The sequence below is a fragment of the Candidatus Uabimicrobium helgolandensis genome, assembly GCF_041508025.1.
Taxonomy (GTDB): domain Bacteria; phylum Planctomycetota; class Uabimicrobiia; order Uabimicrobiales; family Uabimicrobiaceae; genus Uabimicrobium; species Uabimicrobium helgolandensis.
This window is the reverse complement of the sequence record NZ_CP165719.1, coordinates 456485-474913: the sequence shown is the minus strand read 5'-3', so window position 1 is coordinate 474913 and position 18429 is coordinate 456485. Positions and strand designations below refer to the sequence as shown.

At 35.6% G+C, this 18429-nt stretch carries 14 protein-coding genes; 10 read left to right on the top strand and 4 right to left on the bottom strand.

From position 1 onward, the window contains the following. Nucleotides 1-150: 150 nt before the first annotated feature. Entirely contained in the window at nt 151-1116 is a 966-nt protein-coding gene (locus tag UABHE_RS01640; protein ID WP_372368423.1) for a fatty acid desaturase, read from the bottom strand. Continuing rightward, nucleotides 1109-3616, bottom strand: coding sequence for an SUMF1/EgtB/PvdO family nonheme iron enzyme (locus tag UABHE_RS01635; protein WP_372368422.1), 2508 nt, complete (start codon nt 3614-3616; stop codon nt 1109-1111). The genes UABHE_RS01640 and UABHE_RS01635 overlap by 8 nt, the downstream gene beginning before the upstream one ends. Nucleotides 3617-3927: 311 nt before the next feature. Here UABHE_RS01635 and UABHE_RS01630 point away from each other — a divergent pair, with 311 nt between their 5' ends. From UABHE_RS01630 to UABHE_RS01620, 3 genes are all read left to right on the top strand, one after another. Then, nucleotides 3928-5055 (top strand): hypothetical protein, encoded by a 1128-nt coding sequence (locus UABHE_RS01630; RefSeq protein WP_372368421.1) that lies wholly within the window; start codon nt 3928-3930, stop codon nt 5053-5055. Nucleotides 5056-5121: 66 nt separating this feature from the next. Beyond that, the gene (locus UABHE_RS01625; RefSeq protein WP_372368420.1) at nt 5122-7395 is read left to right on the top strand and encodes a hypothetical protein; all 2274 of its coding nucleotides are present in this window, start codon (nt 5122-5124) and stop codon (nt 7393-7395) included. An 11-nt stretch (nt 7396-7406) separates the two neighbouring features. Next, nucleotides 7407-8072 (top strand): hypothetical protein, encoded by a 666-nt coding sequence (locus tag UABHE_RS01620; protein WP_372368419.1) that lies wholly within the window; start codon nt 7407-7409, stop codon nt 8070-8072. Between the two features lie 448 nt (nt 8073-8520). Here the strand turns inward: UABHE_RS01620 and UABHE_RS01615 are convergent, their stop codons facing one another. Both UABHE_RS01615 and UABHE_RS01610 read right to left on the bottom strand, forming a co-directional pair. Continuing rightward, complete coding sequence (locus UABHE_RS01615; protein WP_372368418.1) at nt 8521-9918, bottom strand: DUF695 domain-containing protein; 1398 nt, start codon at nt 9916-9918, stop codon at nt 8521-8523. A gap of 1 nt (nt 9919) precedes the next feature. Next, complete coding sequence (locus tag UABHE_RS01610; protein ID WP_372368417.1) at nt 9920-10981, bottom strand: alpha/beta hydrolase; 1062 nt, start codon at nt 10979-10981, stop codon at nt 9920-9922. Between the two features lie 498 nt (nt 10982-11479). Here UABHE_RS01610 and rpmG point away from each other — a divergent pair, with 498 nt between their 5' ends. The 7 genes from rpmG (at nt 11480) to UABHE_RS01575 (ending at nt 18421) form a co-directional block, all read left to right on the top strand. Next, nucleotides 11480-11650, top strand: coding sequence for a 50S ribosomal protein L33 (gene rpmG / locus UABHE_RS01605; protein ID WP_372368416.1), 171 nt, complete (start codon nt 11480-11482; stop codon nt 11648-11650). 85 nt (nt 11651-11735) lie between these two features. Beyond that, nucleotides 11736-12314, top strand: coding sequence for a V-type ATP synthase subunit E family protein (locus UABHE_RS01600; RefSeq protein WP_372368415.1), 579 nt, complete (start codon nt 11736-11738; stop codon nt 12312-12314). A gap of 1 nt (nt 12315) precedes the next feature. Then, a complete protein-coding gene (locus UABHE_RS01595) occupies nt 12316-13038 on the top strand; it encodes a DUF2764 family protein (protein WP_372368414.1) in 723 nt (240 codons plus the stop codon). Further along, nucleotides 13031-14749, top strand: coding sequence for a V-type ATP synthase subunit A (locus UABHE_RS01590; protein WP_372368413.1), 1719 nt, complete (start codon nt 13031-13033; stop codon nt 14747-14749). Before UABHE_RS01595 ends, UABHE_RS01590 begins: the two co-directional genes overlap by 8 nt. Then, the gene (locus UABHE_RS01585) at nt 14746-16047 is read left to right on the top strand and encodes a V-type ATP synthase subunit B (protein WP_372368412.1); all 1302 of its coding nucleotides are present in this window, start codon (nt 14746-14748) and stop codon (nt 16045-16047) included. Before UABHE_RS01590 ends, UABHE_RS01585 begins: the two co-directional genes overlap by 4 nt. A gap of 5 nt (nt 16048-16052) precedes the next feature. Beyond that, entirely contained in the window at nt 16053-16664 is a 612-nt protein-coding gene (locus UABHE_RS01580) for a V-type ATP synthase subunit D (protein ID WP_372368411.1), read from the top strand. Next, complete coding sequence (locus UABHE_RS01575; RefSeq protein ID WP_372368410.1) at nt 16661-18421, top strand: V-type ATP synthase subunit I; 1761 nt, start codon at nt 16661-16663, stop codon at nt 18419-18421. Before UABHE_RS01580 ends, UABHE_RS01575 begins: the two co-directional genes overlap by 4 nt. Nucleotides 18422-18429: the final 8 nt, after the last annotated feature.

The following is an 18429-nucleotide window of genomic DNA, read 5'->3' as shown; positions in this document are numbered from 1 at the left end:
GCCCAACAAGGGATTGGTTGGCCGCTTCTGGTCATTCTACCAAAACAGCTAAATTAGAATATGCTAAAATATGAACCGTTTAAGATAATTCATATTTAGGTGTTTTTCAACTTTTTTTTATATGCGTTACTCTAATTGCTAGTTTTATCCTTAGCAATCAAGAGATGCTTTATGCCAGTTTTCGTGAGGTCGTTGGTTCAAAATAAACCAGTGATATATCAACCATCGATATTTACGAGGCTGTATTCCACGGCTTTTGTAAAATGGTAATAAGTAGTGCTGTAACTTAGGCAAATTGTAACAAGGAATTCGTGGAAAATAATGATGCTCTAAATGTAAATTTGAATACAAAAAAATAGTATTCACTACCAAACCTGAAGAGATAAGAGTTGTCCAATGAGCAGAATCTTCAGGGTCAATCGCATAATGTTGTCCTAGTCGATTTATAGTAAACGCGATAGGAAATACCAAGAAGTAAGGAATAATATGCATTTTAAGCGCATAAAAAATTCCCAAATACTTAGTTATCATAAAAAAGAGTCCACCATGAAACATAAACAAAAGCAATTTTTCAAACTTAATTTGCCTTTGTACCTCTTGCGGATAGCTACGTGTTTCTTTGTTAGCTGCACGAAAATAAATTAAGAATAACATGGGAGTTAAGTAAAGACATTTATACCACCGTTTAACAATTTTAGGTGTCAAATACGCTCGCTTGGGGTCATTTTCAAAAGATCCGAGTTCGCTATGATGCTGCAAATGCCAGCGCGTAAATTGGGTTTTACACAAACCCCCCATGTTAGCATAAAAATATCCAATAATATTTTCTATAAATGGTTGTTTTTTTTGAAAAATACCGCCATGAATAACTTCATGCAGTAAAGGATTCCATGCAAAAGTAATAAAACCGATTACAATAGAACAAGGTAACCATACATAAACAGAATTATACAAAAAAATAAAAAGACAACACAATCCCAATACCAAAATCTGTTTAAAACAAATAAGAAAATGCTTCCACCACACTTTACGATGTAAATTTTTTAAAACATCTACATCCAAAAAAACTTTTAACTCTTGACGTAAGTTTTTTGTGTGGTGATAATAATTATTCATTTTTGAGTCCCAATACAACAAAACGAGCACCAATATAGACTTTATTTTGTTCTGGTTCTAGGCCTCGTCGACTATAAATGTATACTTTTTCCGAACTCCACGCTCCTCCTCGGCAAACGCGATATTTCATTTTCTTTGTAGGTCCTTTAGGATTTTTTATAGGCGATGTACTGTAATAGTTTGTCTTATAGTAATCTTCACACCACTCCCATACATTTCCTAGCATATTATGACATCCATAAGGAGAACGTCCTTTTAAAAAAGAACTCACAAAATAAGGCTTTCCTTTTTTGTGTCCGATATTTGCATAATCACTATGAATTTTTTCTCCCCAAGGGTACTGTCTCTTTGGATACTTATTCGGCATCTTACGTAAACGTCCACCTTCAACGCGAAGCACATCAATACCACCTCTTGCAGCTTTTTCCCACTGTGCTTCTGTTGGTAAACGTTTTTTTGTCCACTTTGCATATGCTTTAGCATTATACCAACTTAATGCTACAACAGGACGCTCGTCTTCACCCAACTTTTTGTGCTTGAGAAACTTCGTTGATCTTTCTTTGTTCTGCGCCACAAATTTTCGATATAGAACATTAGATAATTCATATTTATCAATGTAATAATCGGAAACAAAAATTGTGCGCTGAGGCTGTTCGTTCTTTTTTCCAGCACTTGTCCCTCGCCAAAAATTTCCAGCAGGAACATAAATCATAATGCTATTGTCAAAAAGCCAAACATATTCACCAAGTTTCTTACTTTTAGACATACCCTTTGGCATCTCTTCTCCAAACCAACCGCGCCGACTAGGGTCTACATTCCTTTGCTTATTCTCACCTGTTTTTTCAAAAAAACTCTTGAATGTAGTGTGTATATCAAAATCGGTTTGTAATTTAATATAAGTAAAAGCCATAATGAGAATTGCAATCACCGAAAACCAGACATATCTTAGCTGTTTGCGTTGGTATTGTTTTTTTAGAGGTTTCGGCATCACGTAGGTTCCTGTGCCTTTTACCTCATTTAATAAATTAGCTGTATGTTGTCGCAAAATTTCATTTTTAGCTTTCTCATCTAGGCGAACAGCCCGAACATGTGTGTGTTCCTGCTGCTGGGGTAATTGACTTGTGTTTTCAGTAGAAGGGATGTAATTCTTTATACTTTTTTTTGTTTGTTCACGTTCGCCTTTATTAAGATTGATATGTTTAAAACTTATATCTTTATTATCAGGTGCGTTTTCAAAAACAACATCACCAGAAGTTGGAGGTATTCCTGTTTCTTTTTTAGGAGAAAGTAATGGAACATCAACCGGATTATCAAGTACTACTGGTAGTGCAGGAGCACTATCAGTTTCTGTAGAAAGGCGAAACTCCGGAAAATTATCTTCAAAAATCTTTTTTTCAGGCTCCTGTGATATTTCGGGAGTAATAGAACTTACTAAACTAGACTCAGACAGATCTCCTTCTGGCACAACAGATTTTACGGCATTGTCTATATTTAAAGACGTTCCTACTTCTGTTGATAAGCGAAAATCAGGAAAATCATCTTCAGCCTTTTCTACAACCAAGTTATTCCACTCAGACTCTTCGCTGTCTGGTTTTAACGAAACAGTTTTTTTCTTGCTAAACTCTGAATCGCTTGTGTCACTATCGAACAACGCTTTTTTATCCGTTTTTACTCTCTGCAAACCATAGTCTTTACGTTTGCGATCTTGACTATCCGCTTTTCGCAAAACTCGAGTTCGACGAACTTTTCCAGTGTCAATTTTATTAGGAGCGCCATCATTTTCTTGCAAATCATATATACAACCTATCACTGGTTGCAAATCAATCAGGGCACCACGCATGTCTGTAAATGTTCCACGCTCTAGTTTTTCATAATATTTCATAACCAGAACACGAGCTTCTGCTTTTTCTAACGGAATATGTTCTGAAAGTTTATTTTCAAATTTGAGTTCATCTATATTAGTTGTGTCTACAATTCCCGTAATCAATGAGTAAAAAAGTTTATGTAGCAATCCTATATCGTCTTGAATTTTATAATTTTTAGAGCAATGAATAGAAAAATCAGTTAGTAATATACCACCAGATTCCCATTCGAAAATATTACTCAATGTAAGATTTTGATGAAACAAATTTTGTTTATGTAAATAACTAATACCTAACAGACAGTTTTTAAGAAAATTAACACATTCTATTAAATTATACTTTTTTTCTTGTACCCCTTTATATAAACTTGTGCTATCTACCCAGTCACGTATAATCAGTAAACTATCATTATCCCATTGTTCTACTTCATGTACGTTTGCTAAGTTGTTATGTTTAAGATTTTTCAGTTTTGAAAGGCGATCAAAGTGTTCCTTTGAAATAAATTTCATTACTTTTATTGCCACAGGATAACTATCATCAACATCAAAGCCGTAGTATGTAGTTCCTTCGTCATCTTGTTTTTCAATACGATCAACAAAATAACCGTGTATTTCTTGGTGAAGTAGAGAAGTATTCATATTAATTACCATAAATTTAACTTGTTTAAATTTGATATTTTGGTATAAAATTTTAACAAGAGATACAACTAAATTGGTTGTGTCTCCTGTTAAAATTTTACAACAAATAATCGCCATAGCAATGTCTTTTTAACTCCCTTTGAAATAAATTTAGGGATGCGGCCAAAATAAAATGTCTCGGTTACACTAAAATTTTGTATTTAGCTAGGCATTAAATGTGGCATAGCTGTAGTTCTATTAACATTACAAAAGAGTAAGTGGGGTGATTTATTTTGGCCATCCCTTAGGGCACAACCAACGGAGGTATTACTGTGACAGAAGAATCCTTAAGCATTCGTATAGGATATAACCCGCTTACCATGAAATTCTTTTTTAATGGTACTCTTGTAATTTTTTCTATTATTATCTTACTTTATATCTCACAGTTTTACAGCTTAATACCTATTCTTTTTACTATTGGTTGTTTAATGGCAGAAGTCAGATGGTTTATGCGTAAACCAATGGCTCTAAATCTTGTGGGAGAAACGTCAGGAATTAGTTATGGAAACGAAAATATTTCTTGGAAAGAGTTCCATTCCTATAGTAAGTGGGGACCTATAGGTATTCCTTTTACACCTCTACGTTACAAGGGCATTTATCTACACAGGGCAAATACCAAATCTATTAATTTGAATTCGACTTATAAAGGATTTGAAGAAGTTTCTGAAATGGTAGAAAAGAAAAAAATTCCCTTATCTACGTCTACTTGGTACCAATACCCCAAAGTAACCCTGCGTTTTCTCCGTTACTTAACTGCAACCGTTTTTTGTACCGCTTATTCCTTATTTATGTCATTTCTATTATTAATAATTCCTGTAGTGTATTTTATTTATCGTAGAAAAAAAGTAAACGACAAAAAAGAAAACATTGCTGAAGATACCTGGATTTCCATTTTTGTAGGTGCTATTATGCTTATTCCTGCCATCGTCTTACTGAGTTATCCATTTATTGCATTTTTATTCTGCTTTATCCCAGTATTCACTATTTTGTGGTTTCCTTGGCAGCCAAAACCATTGTGCTTACACAATGATACATTATTTGTAGGCAAAAAAAAAGCATATCCACTACGTCATCTGCGAACGACAAAGTCTATTTCAAAATTTTTCTTTCTTCGCTATCAACGTTTAAATTTTGCCAATGGCGACGTGGATATATACCCTTATTTGATAAACAACCAGTTATTTAAAGATGCTTTGGAAGAAAATTGGAGCTCTGTGCAACAAAAATACCAAGGAAAAAGCTTTAGTGCCGAAGAGGCAGAAATCCTTACTCCCCAAGAAGAAGCCAAAAGATCTATTGCACCAACAGCAAAAGAAGTTTCGATATCTGATATTAACGAGAATGACGGCCTATCACTACAACAAAAAGACCAGGTAGAAAAAGAGAATGATGAGGTTTAGCTACCACCATTTATCTTCCCTACAATTCAGATAAAATTGTAATCCTTCTAAATTTTAGGTAGTTTAATGACTATTTTTACAAAAAACAAATTAAAAGATAGCCAATTACAAGGTGTAGATTATAAACTTAAAGAGATCAGCAGCGAACTCGAATATATAAAAAACTCTGCTTTTTGGCATGAGCAAGAACGTCCCATCATTATTGTTGGTAACGATAATTGGCTAACACACTATTTACTCCATTTCTTTACTGAATATCAACATAATACATCTATTGTTTTTATCGGATTTTCAATTCCAAATTTTTTAGAAGACCAGCGTTATAAGTCCATTATCTTTATTAAAATTATGGACATTCACCAGATCAAAAATCTATTAATTGATTACACTCCCCAAACTGTTTTTTACAGTGATTATGCGCGCGATATACGTGAATCCGATTTTATTACACTCTACACAAAAAACGTCCTGCAAGTTGAAAAAATATGCCAAACACTTTCATCCTTACCCTCATGTCGACTTATTCTTTTTTCTGACAGTAGTGTTTACTCTAAGGGAGCAACACTAGAAGATAACGCAACAAAACCAATAATTCCTTTAGCAAAAAGTTTTGAAGAAATGGAACAAGTGTCCATTTCATATCATAAACCGCAAGAGCTAGAAATTTACTGTTTGCGAGTTGCTCCAGTATATGGGATCTGTGTAAATGATGGTTTAATGCAATTAGTATATTTATTTGCCAGTGGTTACATTTTAGGAACAATAGATAATATTGACAATATACCAACAGTCCATGCCACAGATGTCATCACGGCCGCCTTTTTAATTATGATAGCTCCCAAACCAGGGTATCAAATATTTAACATTTCAGATAACTCTGTTTCTTTACATACTTTTCTAAGACTTTTAGATCGAAACTTGCCAAAAACAAAACTATTGGGAATTGATTGTAAACTAGCAAATATTTTGGGCTTTGGCTACCAAGGACAAATTCCCGTTTCGCAAACTACCTTTAAATACTTATCTCACTTTTTTGAATACAGCAACGATTTTATAAATCAGTTGCGTTTTCCACAAAAAAAAAGCGCTTTGAATGAGAACATTGCTGATTACATGTTAAGTTTATCAGTGATAACAAGTAAACGTTTAAAAAATACATTAGGATGGGCTCCAGACAACAACATAGAAAATACAATCATCCCTATTTTAGACTGGCACCAAAAAAATGATTGGCATAATTTTGAAACCAGTCATACATATGATGAATATACAAAAAATGTACTACTTCCTGTGTACGATAACGCAACTCAAATAGCAGAAGAATTATCCAAATATATGCAATCAGTGGAAAAAGTAAATAAGTACATCCATATACAAATTCTTGATTTACCCAAAATGCACATCGATATACAAAGTTTGTACATTTTCTTTCAAGAAATATGGAACAACATACCATCTATTGTCGGGAAAAGTGGCAAAAAGCAGTTTATACCTGAACTTTTTCCTGAAATCTTACAAACGATTGTGCAAATATTGCGCTACGAATACAGCGTTGTTGAACGACAATTTCCCGAAGATAAAAGTAAACAAATATTCAATTTAACGCAAAAGCTTGGAGAATTCTCTCCTAAAACAATGCGCTTTTATTGTCATTTTGCTATCCTAAGTAAAGCATTCATTTGGATGAACAAACACATGGGGGTTTGCCGGGAATTATTGCAAATTATCCCCGACAAAAACATCGGAATTCTCGTCCAGTCTGACCTTGGCGACATAGCTATCAGAATCAAAATAAAGAATCAAAAAATTATCATTGACTCTTTTCGTAAAGATGTTGATTCATTTCCAAGATCATGGACTCTTGAAAAAAAATTACAGGAATTTAAAAAAAGCGCAAATTCATATTTAACCTTGGGGTTCTACTTAAAAACAATGATACGCGATGCTTTTGCAAGTGATTTTATCAAAAGAGGTCTTTATAATCTTGGAAAGTGTTACTTTATTCAAGAGTTAGAGAAAAAATATATTGACGCTCTTATTGAAAAAATTTCTCACGAAAGTATGAACACCTACTATTTATTTATAGACAATAAACCGCAAGCAAAACTAGGTTTTGCGATTACTCATAAAAAAATAACAAAAGCCAACAGTTCTTTTTTGGCTATGATTAATGAACTAATGAAAACAACAGATGACTTAGAACAGCTCTCTCAATTGTTAGAGTTACAAGCAAGTAAACGCGAAAAATATGTATTCTTACGTATTCGTACCGTTCGCAAGTTGTTGTCGTCTAAATTTAGCACCATGTTACTTAAGTGGCTTTTAGGAAATTCAAAATAAGGAGTTGCTCCATGAAGAAAGTGTTTTTACTCATTTTTGTTCTTATGATGCTATTGCAAGCACAACAGTGGAAAACGGATAAATTTTCAGCCGAATTTACCACAGAACCATATTGGGCAGAAAAGTCAAAATATGCCGATTCTCACTATCAAGGTACATTAATTACAACATGCAAGGTTTCAGCACTAAAAGGTAGTGGTTTTCCAGGATTAATTAAACATCTGAAAAAGTGGTTTGAAGATCAATCGGCAACAAAAAAATGGACAATAACAAAAGATTACTTCACCATAAAACGCAATGGCAAAATCGTAAAAATTGATGCCATTACGATGCCTTATACCAACTTAGACAAAAGCGAGACTGGCAAAATAAAGATGCAATTAAATGCCTACATCGGACATGATCCAAACAATGTTCTCGTCGTTGAATCAGTGTCGCAAAAAATCATTGAATCAACAGGAGACAAAAAGCGACTGAAAACATTTCGTAGCTTTTATAGATACTACAAAGACAAAAAACAAGGTTATTACAACGTTTATTGTTGGCGGTTTTATAAGCTAGAAGGTTATTGGTATGAACCAACAGGAATATTTGTAAGCAGCGCTCGTAAAAAAACCCTAAAATCTTTTCGCGATGCGATTAATCGTTGGTCAAAAGTTTGGGCAAAAAATTTGTAAATTGAGATGTTGTAAAGTTTGTTTAACCCATGTGAGAGAAACAATTACTAATATACTTCGATGCTACAGAGTTAATTGTAAATCGATATCCAAGACGCTAGCACTCTGGAACATTGATTTTTACCTCTTATGGATTTGAGTTAAAAGTTGTCCTTTTTGTTCTCGCTTTCACTTTTTCTTGTTATTTTTAGGTCGCAACTTAAGTTATTTTATACGTTTTAGCGTCAGCCAATACTCAATCTTCCAATTTATATCTATTATATATAAAGCGTGTCGACACTTAAATCTTATAAAAATTGCAAGGTTTGATCCTGATCCCATTTCTGAACGGGTTCGGGATCGAAAGTCCATATGCTAGCTCACTAAGCTCGATTATTTTGTTATTTTTTTAAATGCCGGCACGCCCTAATACTTTATCTGTATTTGCGATAATGAGAAATTTTCTATCTCACTTTTTCCATTTGCGAAATTGTGTTTGCCATTCTTTCTGACGCTCTTTCCAGTCAGTCGTCGATAGAATTTCTTCACGCAAATAGGTCCAACGACTATCCTTTTCAGCCGTTAGTTCAGCAGGATAGTCTTCTATATCTTTCTCAGTATAGCGCTGTGCGCATTCTTCAAAATTATAGGTATAAAACACCCACTGACAACCACCGTCAAAAATCTGAACAGCGGTCAAAATGGCCAGTCCATCATCTTCCCACATTTTGCGTATTTTTTTCTCGAACTTGTCCAGTTTTGCTTGTTCTTTTTTACTTGGTAATGCCCCTGAACCTTCTTCTGCATATTCCCAAAATATATTCCAGTGGTATTGATAATTTCCAATTTCAGTTTGGTGGAGAATAGGTGTACGAAAACGCAAGAAAAATTTCCCAACAGTCGTTTCTCCTTCCATACTACTCCAGACATCGTATTTCGCAAGTTTAGCAACAGAGATATATGGTTTTGGCAATATTTTTTGCAGCCGATGGGGGTAATCAGTGATAATTGCACTTACTCCAGCCTCTTTTAAAGCGCGCATATGTTCTACATCATTCACTGTCCAAACATTAAGTGCGATATCTTCTTCTTGCAGCTGTTGTATATACTGATGTTTAGGAATTTTTTTATTTTTATGATAGTATTCAGAGTTAATTCCTATTGCATCTAAAACTCCCAAGCATGATATATTATAAGCTTCTGCTCCAATACTCTGACAATACAAATGTGGATCATACAATTTCTCACGTACAAGAGCAGCTGTAGTTATTTGCGGATTTAAATTTTTAGCAATAACCAACTCATGGTGGTCAAAGCAAGAAATAACAACTTGCGACGCCATTTTAAATTTATCAACTACTGCAATCACTTTCTTAGTGATATTAGTATAATTACGAGGTAGTTGTTTGATTTCAATGTTGAGTAAACTTTTGTATTCTTTTACCTTTACAATCACTTCTTCCAAGGTAGGAATTGTGATTTCATTTGCATAACATTCTATATCTTTTTTACTAAAATATTTCTTTTTCTCGCTCGTTGTTAACAATTGTAAAAAATCAACGCGTTCACTTGTTGGTTTCTGTAACTCATCAACATACCATTTTCCAACATTAAGCGTTTGTAATTCTTTTAAAGTAAAATTACTTACAAAAAAAGATTTACGGCGTGGAAATTTTTCTTCCGCATCACTACACTCCCGTAAATCATGGTCATGAACAACAACAGGTACATTGTCTTTAGATAAGTGAACATCTATTTCAACCATATCTACGCCTATTTGCAATGATTTTTCGATTGCTGCAAGCGTATTTGGAGGACCATATCCTCGCCCTCCACCATGAGCAACAACTAGAGGAACTTTGTGCATTCTACTTTCCTAATAAAAACACCAAAGGGATATAAAGCCTTTGCGCCCAATATTTTTCACTGTGCTGACCATTTTTATCGACAAAATAATATAAATTTTTCTTGTCTTTGTAACCTTGCTCTTTTAAAGCCTCATACATACGTAGCGTTTGTTGTCGTCCGTCGGAATCACCACCACTATCAATGTATATGTTTAATAAACGTGCATGGTTAGAATTTTTTACCTGCGACGTTTGGTCTTCATTATTCCACCAAAAACTACTAGATAGGCACCCAACACTTCCAAAAATTTCACTGCGGGTCCAACCAGCATAAAAACTAATTAAGCCACCTAACGAAGAACCCATTAACATACAATTATTCTTACCGTGCATGGTGCGATATTTACTATTGATAAACGGAACAACTTCTGTAGAAATAAAATCTAAATACTTATCACCATTGCCTCCACCATATTTAGCATCTACACTAGGAGTGTATTCACTAATACGGCTAGCGCCAGTATTGTCCATCCCAATAATAATAGCTTCTTTTATTTTTCCTTGAACAACAAGAAGATTCATTGTTTCATCCACTTGCCACTCAACCCCACCAAAAGCTGTAGATGCATCAAATAAATTTTGACCATCATGCATGTATATAACAGGATATTTTTTTTCGGTATTTTCGTGATAACTCGGGGGAAGATAAACTCTTAACGTACGATTATTGTTCAAAATACTAGAAGAAAAACCAGTAATATTTTCCAATGTTCCCATTTTTTTGTAAAAAAATGGATAAATATGAATCTCTTCACCGTCTTCTACAGAGTAATTTGCACCTATCGACCAGACTTCATCATTAATAAGCGGTTTAAAGGAGAAATTTTGTTCTGAAGTCGTAAATTTCCACATGTTTGCAGAAACCGCTTCGGCCTTGACGCCTCTTTCCCAACTTAAAGAAGCAGCATCACCACGAATGGAAACATGATTCCCCCATTTAGCATCGTAGTGGATATAAATTTCTGCACTTTGTAGGCAAAGTGCTCCACACAAAACGATGAGCAGCAATAAAAATTTTATCATTATTCTCCCCTATTTAAAACTCGTTACAAAATTGGACAAAAGTCAATTTTATAACAAGCTCCTAGAAAAAAAGTTGACTTTTTAAGTAAATTTGATATGCTCCACGGAAAGAGCATTATCAATTTAATAACTTTAGTTGATAAGTTGCCTCAATCTCATCAAAAATTCAATACAAGTTATGGTGTACTACATACTAAGATTTTAAGAAAATTTACACCAAAAACAATGTAATTTTGTTTTGTATGGACAATTATTTGGTAGTGTATTTTTTTTATAGTTTTCTCACAATTTGCTTTTAACTGTTTTTTTGAGCAGTATTTGTTGTTATTTATACATAACAACATAGCCGAGAATACACGCCTATGTTCAAAGCTCTCCTCAAGGAAAATCTTTGTTACAATACCGCATCCAAGGGATATTTTTTATTTTCTCCCCAAAAATAGCGATTGTAACCTCTCCTTTCTTTCAAATCAAAAATAATGAAAGGTAAAATTTAAAATGGCACGAAAAAAAGAAGACGTTCGTTTACACGTAAAAATGGTCAGTAGTGAATCTGGCTATTTCTATACTACAGAAAAAAATAGACGTAAAACACCAGGAAAATTGGAACTTAGAAAATACGATCCAATTGTTCGAAAGCACGTTATATTTAAAGAAAAAAAACTGTAGTATGTTTTCCACTGAATAAATTGGAATCGCCATAGGTCAGAGGCAATATTTCTTGATCTATGGTTTAATTTTATGGATTGATTTTATGGATATACAAGAACTTGCAAAAAAATTGCAACAAGAAGGTGTAGATCAGGGAAAAGAAGAAGCACAGAAAATTATTGCATCTGCCCAAGAACAAGCCGCCAAAATCCACAAAGAAGCAGAGGAAGAAAAACAAGCTACCGTAGCTAAAGCCCAACAGGAAGCTGATAAACTCCTCGAAAGCGGTAAACAAAACTTACAACTCGCTGCTCGCGATGTAACTTTGCAACTAAAAAAAGATGTGGAACAAATTTTTAACAACCTCTTAAACAAACAAGTCAAAGAAAACCTTGCAAAAACCGATGTAGTAAAAGATTTACTCCAAAATCTCATCTCACAATATACGCAAAATAGTGGACATAGCATGACTGTAGAAGTGCCTCAAAAATTGTCCTCTGATTTGGAAGCGTGGTTGACATCAGAGGTAAAAGCTACTTGCAAAAAAAATGACAACATAGCCGGTTTTCTTGTTCATGATCCTGATGGTGGGTGCATTGAAGTTACGAATGACTCTGTACAAGATGCCCTATCTCCTCATTTAAGTGATATGGTAAAGGGTATTCTCACTCAGGAGAAATAACTTGAAAAAATACTATCTTTTAGCGTCTCTTCCTCCTCTATCTTTTGTATATAGTGAACAACCAGCTGTTTCCATACAAAAATTTTGGCACGGAGTTCTTAGTGAAAATGCAAGTATTTCAGAACTTGTGCAAAGTATCTTGCTTCAGCAAGATATTGCCAATATGGAAAAAATTGCCAACGGATACAATCCGACATTTTGCGGTACTATTCCTTTAGACAAAATTCAAAAAGCCAAAAATGACACCACAGTTTTACGCGATGATCTACCACAAAATATTTGGCAAAACTTGTCTTTTGAAAAATGGCAATCTCGTATCTGGCTAACACTACTTAACTACCAAAAAGAACTAGCAAGCAAATACAATAGCTGTGCGAAAGAGTGGTTAGAGTGGGAAGTAGGCTTACGTAAACATATAGCAAATACACGTTCAGAATCTTTAGGACAATCACTTTCGGGAAACTTATTGGTAAAAGCATTGGAAAATGATTCTTTCTACGATTACCAAAAAATAACTGCCGATTACAATAAACAAAGTTCTCCTCTTGAAAGTGAAAAACTCTTAGACCAAGAACGCTGGAAATTTGCGGATTCACTTGCTGTGCCTTATTCTTTTTCAGACGATGAAATTGTGGTATACGCTATTAAATTACTCATTTTAGAGCGATGGTGGGCTATTTCTCAATCGCAAATAGATATTTTTGAAAAGGTGGCCAATGGCTGATACTAAAGGAAAAATAGTTGCTATCTACGGAAACTTAGTAACAGCAGAAGTTACAGACAGCGTAAGACAAAATGCTGTAGCATACTGTTGTCGTAGTCGGGATGGCGTAAAGCTAAAAGCAGAAATTATTCGCCTACGTAATCAATTTATTGATATGCAGGTTTTTGAATCGACACGAGGTTTACAGGTAGGAGACGAAGTGGAAATCACTTCTGGACTATTATCTGTAACTGTAGGCCCTGGACTCCTAGGACAAATATATGACGGTCTACAAAATCCTCTACCGCAACTAGCAGAGGAATGTGGATTTTTTCTACAATCAGGGATATATAAAGAGCCTCTTGATACAAAAATGAAATGGAAATTCACTCCAACTAAAAAAGCTGGCGACACAGTCGAAGCAGGAGATTATTTGGGTAGTGTTCCTGAAGGAATATTCACACACCACATTATTGTTCCTCCATCATTCTCGGGCAAACTCAAAATCGAGAAAATCGCCAAAGAAGGTGAATACACCATAAAAGAAAAAATTGTTACTTTAAAAAGTGACAATGGTAACACCCACGAGTTAGGAATGAGCTACCAGTGGCCAGTCAAACTTCCAATGAAGGGCTACAAAGACAGATTGCTCCCTACAGAACCACTCATTACAAAACAACGTATTATTGATTCGTTTTTTCCCGTCTGTAAAGGTGGAACATATTGTATTCCAGGTCCTTTTGGCGCAGGAAAAACCGTAATGCAACAAATCACTAGTCGCCATGCAGAAGTAGACGTGGTAATTATTGCTGCATGTGGTGAGCGCGCTGGAGAAGTGGTGGAAACCTTACGAGAATTTCCTGAGCTAACTGACCCAAAAACTGGGCGTCCTTTAATGGAAAGAACTATTATTATTTGTAATACAAGTTCTATGCCTGTTGCTGCACGCGAAGCATCTGTATACACCGGGGTTACCCTTGCTGAATATTACCGATTAATGGGGCTTGATGTTCTTCTTCTTGCTGACTCCACATCACGCTGGGCGCAAGCGCTACGCGAAATGAGTGGACGATTAGAAGAAATTCCTGGAGAAGAAGCATTTCCAGCATATCTAGAATCTGTGATTGCAGGTTTTTACGAACGCGCTGGTCTTGTAGAACTAACTAACGGCGAAAAAGGATCGATTACTGTAGGTGGAACTGTAAGTCCTGCGGGCGGAAACTTCGAAGAACCAGTAACACAAGCAACGCTTAAAGTTGTGGGTGCTTTTCATGGACTTTCTCGTGCGCGTGCAGATGCAAGACGCTTCCCATCAATGGATCCGATTGAATCGTGGAGTAAATACAAAGGTGGTATTGACGAAGAAACAGTTGCTTTTGCTAAAAAAATACTACGTAACGGTAATGAAGTAGGACAGATGATGACCGTAGTTGGTGAAGAGGGAGTCAGCATCGACGACTTTATTCTTTTTCTAAAAGCAGAGCTTCTTGACCGCGTGTATTTACAACAAAATGCTTTTCATGATATTGACGCAGCATGTTCTTTAGATAGGCAAAAACATACTTTCGGCATTCTACTCGATGTACTTAACCATTCATTTAGTTATTCATCAAAAGACGAAGCGCGAAGTAGCTTTTTCCAACTACAAGAAGCATTCCTAAACTGGAACTTGACCGAGTGGGAGTCACAGGCTTTTAAAGACCAAGAAACGAAGGTGAAGGAACTACTATGAGAAAAGTTTACACAAAAATCAACAGCATCGCGGGAAACGTAGTTACTCTAAATGCCAGCAACGTAAGTTACGAAGATTTAGCGATTGTGGAAAGTGATCATGGTTCTTCTCTTGCACAGGTAGTTAAATTAAACCACGAAGAAGTTTCTTTACAGGTATTTCAAGGAACCAAAGGGGTTTCCACTGGTGACAAAGTTCGTTTTTTAGGTCACCCTATGCAGGTTTCTTTTTCTGACAATTTGTTAGGAAGAGTTTTCACTGGAAGTGGTAAACCACGCGATGGCAAAAGCGATTTACAAGATAATATGATCGAGATCGGTGGTCCTAGCGTAAACCCATCAAAAAGAAAAATACCTGAAAATATGATTCGCACGGGTATTCCGATGATTGATGTATTCAATACTTTAGTTGAATCACAAAAGCTCCCGATATTCTCTATTCCAGGAGAACCATACAACGAACTGCTAGCGCGTATTGCTTTGCAAGCAGAAGCAGACGTAATTGTTTTTGGTGGTATGGGACTAAAGCACGATGACTATCTGAATTTCCGTAATACCTTTGAAGAAGGTGGAGTACTTCACCGCTCAATCCTTTTTGTCCACACTGCTGCCGATCCACTAGTAGAATGCCTAATGGTAGCAGATATGGCTCTTGCTGTTGCTGAAAATTTCGCGGTAAAACAAAACAAGCGTGTTCTTGTACTTCTTACCGATATGACCGCTTTTTCCGATGCATTAAAAGAAATTGCGATCACCATGGAACAGATACCAAGTAACCGTGGATATCCTGGAGATTTATATTCTCAATTAGCTATGCGCTATGAAAAAGCTGTTGACTTCGAAGGCAGTGGTTCACTAACAACCTTAGCAGTAACAACAATGCCCGGGGATGACGTAACTCACCCTGTACCAGATAACACCGGATATATCACCGAAGGGCAATTTTACTTGCGTAACGGATGGATTGAACCATTTGGTTCCCTTAGCCGTTTGAAACAGATGGTAAATGGGAAATCGCGCGACGATCATCGTGATATTATGACTGCTTGTATACAATTATACGCGAAATGTAAAGAAAGTCGCGAAAAACAGTCAATGGGTTTTATGATGTCCTCGTGGGATGAAAAACTTCTTCTTTACGGTGAGCGTTTTGAAAAAGAAATGATGTCCCTTGCTGTCAATTTAACATTAGAAGAAGCACTTGACGGTTGCTGGAAAATATTGAGTAGTATTTTTGAGCCTCAAGAAATAGGGATATCTAGTAAACTAATAGAAAAGTATTGGCGTTCTGGCGAGTAACCAACATGGCTAAAATAAAATTAACCCGTAATGAGTTAAAAGCGCAAAAAGAATCGCTCAAAAGATTTGCACGTTTTTTACCTACTTTGGAGCTTAAAAAATTACAACTCGAACTCGAACGTAGAAAAGTTGTAAAAGAAATGGCAGAGTTTCGCGAAAAAATAACTAAGTTTCGCCAAGATATAAAGTCGTGGCAAAATTTATTTTGCGAAAACTATCCCAAAGCAGTACAAAACTTAGTGCGTATAGAAAACTTAGAAACGCGAGAAGTAAATATTGCAGGAATTTCTGTTACTGAAGTAAAAAACGTGACTTTTGCAATAGAAGAATACGATCTTTATCTAACCTCACCATGGCTAGAAAAAGGAATTGAAGTTATCAAGGATATCATCTTTTTTCAAGAGCGAGAAAAATCTCTGCAAAACAAAGAAAAAGTGATCCTACAGGAATTGCGCAAAACAACTCAGCGCATTAACCTGTTTAAAGAAAAACTTATTCCTGAATGCAAAGAAAATATTCGAATGATTCGCATTCAACTTGGCGATTTACAGGCAGCAGCTGTTGGACGTTCCAAGATGGCTAAGCAAAAAATGCAGCCTAAAGGGGGTACCCAGTGATTGTTTCGATGAAAAGGCTACTGGTTTTAGGAACAACTAAAAACCGTAAAGCAATATTGGAAAAATTACAGGAAATAGGAGTTGTTCACGTTGTTTCTGCGAATGTAAATGAAACAAAATCGCACTTAGGTGTTCTAGAACACCAAGAACAAGTAACGCGTGCTATTTCTATTTTGGATTCTTTGTCGCAAGAAAAAGAAAACAGCGAATCTGTTCCTGATCACCTAGTAGAAAACATTATTACTTGGCACAACGGCGTTCAAAAATACAAAGAAGAAAGTAACGACCTAACAAAACGTATTGAGTCACTATCTATGTGGGGTGAATTTTCCACAGATGAATTGCAAAAACTACAAGAACATGGTGTATATTTGCAATTTATTAAAATAACGGCAAAGCAAATATCTCAATTAAAAGCAGAAAATATTGCTTACAAAAAACAAATAGGCAAAGATATTTTTGCGGCCATTATTTCACATAAAGATCAATATGAATTACCTGATTGTGCTCAAAAAATTGTGATACCGAAAGGTACCATAGAACTAAAGAAACAACAACAAGTCGTACAACAAAAACAACAAGAGCTAAACAATAAACTGCAACAAGCAACAACTTATTTGTCTCTTTTAAAAAAGCAGCAACAAAACTTAGAGAATGAACAAGTTTTCAAAACTACTGAGGATCAACTATTATGTGAGCAAGATGTATTTGCTTTAAAGGGCTTCATTCCAGAACAACAAATAGAAGCTCTACAAAAAGAAATGCAAGGAATTTCTGCCGCTTTAGTTATAGAAGAGATAGACGAAGAAGATGAACCACCAACACTCATTCAAAATCCTAAGTGGGTGCAGTCTGTTGTAGATTTAGTTAAATTATACGCCTCTCCTGGTTATAAAGAGTGGGACAGTTCCTCTGCTATTTATCTTGCCTTCACCGTTTTCTTCGCAATGATTGTTGGTGATGCAGGATACGGATGTATTTTACTTGCTCTTATGCTTGGACTTAGCGGTAAATTGAAAAGTTCCGAAGCTGGGCAAAGAATATACCGCCTAATGATCACTTTGAGTGTTGGCTGTATTATTTTTGGTGCCATTAGTGGAAACTGGTTTGCCATACAAATGTCTGCCGACAACCCCTTAAAACAGTTTCAGATACTAGGTACTAGTGACAACGAAGAACAAAATCTCAACAATATGATGATGCTATCTGTATATGTTGGGGCAGTTCACTTATCCTTAGCACGTATAATACAGATTATTCGCGTTTTTCCTAGCACATTATGGATCAATCAAGTTGGTTGGCTCATCATGATGTGGGGGGCAATCGCAAAAATTCTGTGGAAAAATGATGCAGGGTTATCAGCTCTAGCTTTTGGTGCAGTGCTTGCTGTTTTATTTGCCAGTAAGCATCGTAATATCTTCATGCGATTTGCACTCGGCCTCTTAGATTTATTAGGAATTACTCAAAATTTTGCTGATATACTTAGTTACTTGCGACTTTTCGCTCTAGGGCTTGCAAGTACAGTAATGGCTAAAATATTTAATGATCTAGGTATGCAAGTGCGAGAAGTTTCTCCATCAATTGGGCCCATTTTGATGGTTTTAGTTATATTTATGGGGCATACCATCAATATTGTTCTAGCAATCATGGGTGGATTTATCCATGGATTGCGCCTAAACTTTTTGGAATTTTACAGATATTGCTTTGAAGGTACAGGCTACGATTATAAGCCTTTTGCCAAAAAAGCTCAGGTTTAAAATGGAGG

Excerpts from the sequence above, each read along its gene's own strand:
- UABHE_RS01640 (WP_372368423.1), bottom strand. The coding sequence starts at position 1,116 with ATGAATAATTATTATCACCACACAAAAAACTTACGTCAAGAGTTAAAA.
- UABHE_RS01635 (WP_372368422.1), bottom strand. The coding sequence starts at position 3,616 with ATGAATACTTCTCTACTTCACCAAGAAATACACGGTTATTTTGTTGAT.
- UABHE_RS01625 (WP_372368420.1), top strand. The coding sequence starts at position 5,122 with ATGACTATTTTTACAAAAAACAAATTAAAAGATAGCCAATTACAAGGT.
- UABHE_RS01620 (WP_372368419.1), top strand. The coding sequence starts at position 7,407 with ATGAAGAAAGTGTTTTTACTCATTTTTGTTCTTATGATGCTATTGCAA.
- UABHE_RS01615 (WP_372368418.1), bottom strand. The coding sequence starts at position 9,918 with ATGCACAAAGTTCCTCTAGTTGTTGCTCATGGTGGAGGGCGAGGATAT.
- UABHE_RS01610 (WP_372368417.1), bottom strand. The coding sequence starts at position 10,981 with ATGATAAAATTTTTATTGCTGCTCATCGTTTTGTGTGGAGCACTTTGC.
- rpmG (WP_372368416.1), top strand. The coding sequence starts at position 11,480 with ATGGCACGAAAAAAAGAAGACGTTCGTTTACACGTAAAAATGGTCAGT.
- UABHE_RS01600 (WP_372368415.1), top strand. The coding sequence starts at position 11,736 with ATGGATATACAAGAACTTGCAAAAAAATTGCAACAAGAAGGTGTAGAT.
- UABHE_RS01590 (WP_372368413.1), top strand. The coding sequence starts at position 13,031 with ATGGCTGATACTAAAGGAAAAATAGTTGCTATCTACGGAAACTTAGTA.
- UABHE_RS01585 (WP_372368412.1), top strand. The coding sequence starts at position 14,746 with ATGAGAAAAGTTTACACAAAAATCAACAGCATCGCGGGAAACGTAGTT.
- UABHE_RS01580 (WP_372368411.1), top strand. The coding sequence starts at position 16,053 with ATGGCTAAAATAAAATTAACCCGTAATGAGTTAAAAGCGCAAAAAGAA.